General features: G+C 67.0%; 3 protein-coding genes. 2 read left to right on the top strand and 1 reads right to left on the bottom strand.

Going from position 1 to position 1,855, the window contains the following annotated elements; translation table 11 throughout:
* Positions 1 to 717 precede the first annotated feature (717 nt).
* Positions 718 to 1,236 carry a hypothetical protein gene (locus ACFYW5_RS37910; RefSeq protein ID WP_389421688.1) on the top strand — a complete coding sequence of 173 codons (519 nt, stop codon included), beginning with the start codon at positions 718 to 720 and terminating at the stop codon, positions 1,234 to 1,236.
* Positions 1,237 to 1,291: 55 nt separating this feature from the next.
* Complete coding sequence (locus tag ACFYW5_RS37905; RefSeq protein ID WP_389421687.1) at positions 1,292 to 1,591, top strand: hypothetical protein; 300 nt, start codon at positions 1,292 to 1,294, stop codon at positions 1,589 to 1,591.
* Positions 1,592 to 1,598: 7 nt separating this feature from the next.
* Here ACFYW5_RS37905 and ACFYW5_RS37900 read toward each other — a convergent pair whose 3' ends face one another.
* A complete protein-coding gene (locus ACFYW5_RS37900; protein ID WP_389421686.1) occupies positions 1,599 to 1,757 on the bottom strand; it encodes a hypothetical protein in 159 nt (52 codons plus the stop codon).
* Positions 1,758 to 1,855: the final 98 nt, after the last annotated feature.

Here is a 1,855-nt window from a genome sequence, read left to right as displayed (position 1 = left end):
CCCCCGGATCATCAACCGCAACAAGGGGGGGAAGTCATGCCGGACCCGAAGGCCGGAGGCCCCATTGCGGAGCCACGAAGAAGGTAACGGGGGGGCTAGTCGCCGTTCACATCCCAGGACATCAGAGTCCGGACGAGAGCAATGATTTTGTCCAGGCTCACGTACCGTTTGCCGTCGAGGGCGGCGCTCTGGGTGGCAATGGGCAATGCCACCCCCTTGCCAATCTGCTTCGCCCGCAGCTCGATCCGGCGCAGAGAGGGATTCCCCCGCTCCACCTTCAGCCGGCGCAGGTGCTGAGCCTGCTGCCCGAGCCGGGCCTCGAACGTATCTGGCTCGTGCCCGGCACTGTTGTTGGTCAGGCCCGCATGGGCGGCGACCTCCCGGCGGAGGTAGATGGCGAACCGGCGCCCCAGATTGCCTGCGTGGTTGTCTACAGCACTACACCGGCATAGTCGTACCGGTTGGCGTTCAGTGCCGTCCCCAGCGCGGGGTCATCTCCACCAACCCTCGTGGGCCGAGTGCCCTTTCGTGAAGTCACTTGAGGGTCACGACCTGCGGCCACCGTGGGGGGCACTCCCTTGGGGGGAGCAGTGCGTCGAACCTTTGTACCAATCTGGTACCGGTGCCCAGATTGCAGAGGCGACGCGGGTGTTCGCACGGGATGATCACCTGGGCCTGAACGCCTGTTCGGCTTGTGAGTGCACCTCGGGGGACCTCATGTACCGCTTCACCCGCCACACCGGCAGTGCTCTGACTGCCGTCGCGTTGATTACCGGCATGGCATCTGCCTGCTCTGACTCCCCTCCGACGTCCAAAGCAGCGCAGCCTCAGAAGGCGGCGAGCGCCACCGCGGCTCCCACAGCGCAGCCGCCCTCCCAGCCCGGCCGGGAGCAGCTGAACGAAGAAGCCCGCGACTTGCTCAACATGACGGATCGCCTGGAGTCGGACGAGGAGGGTGTGGTCTCGTCCGGCTCCCTCGCGGTGCCCGGGCAGAACCTGGACAAGACCATCAAACCCGGCACCGCCCTGCGGGTGGAGGTGGCATGCGCAGGGGAGGGTACGGTCACCTTCACGGTCGCCTCAGGCAACGCTAAGACAGCTAAGCGCGTCGACTGCACGCAGCCGATGACGAACGGGTTCGACTTCACCACGGCCGGGCCGGATCTCGCGATCCAGGCGGACTCACACGAGGAAGAAAGCGTGGGCACCGCCTACATGGTGAGCCACATCTCCTGACTGTCCCAGTTGACGGCCCTGGTCGCCCTGATCTCGGCTGTTGCGGTACAGCAGCGTGCGTGAGTTCCTCGCAGCGACCGCGCGGCAGATCCTGGCGCACTTGGCCGGTCCTTCCAAGGAGCCGATCACCGTGGTCACCCAGTGCGCCGACGGACGCCACCGTCCCGCAGTGACGGCCATGGCGCTGCACGCCGTCGTTGCCGGCGACATCGAGGAGGCCGCCACGTACGGGCTGGCCGGCGCGGCGCAGGCGTTCGTCGATCGGGGCCTGGTCGTGCAGCTTGCCCACCGTGACATCGACCGGGACTCGTCCAGCGCTGACCAACAGCCATGTCAGGTGGTCCGGCGCCGCTGAGCCCCGCTCAGCGGGCCTGGAGGATCTCGTGGCGTAGGGCGCGCAGCAGGGGCATGACGTCCTGATTGTCGGCGTCGGTGGCGGCGTGGATTGCCAGGAGGATGGATCCGGCGATCAGTTTCGCGGCGGCGGGGTCATCGCCGGCGATCGCGGCCTGATTGCGCAAGGCGTCAGTGATTCCTAATGCGGTCTGTCAAGCCGCGTGCGCGGTGGGTGGCATGAGTTCGTAGGTCCGTCCGTCGCGGAGGAGGGCCCAGAGGACGT

Origin of the sequence: Streptomyces sp. NPDC002779 (assembly GCF_042888685.1) — a bacterium.
In the GTDB taxonomy this organism is placed as follows: Bacteria; Actinomycetota; Actinomycetes; order Streptomycetales; family Streptomycetaceae; genus Streptomyces.
Note: the sequence above shows the minus strand (reverse complement) of the source record. Positions and strands in the feature narration are given on the sequence as shown.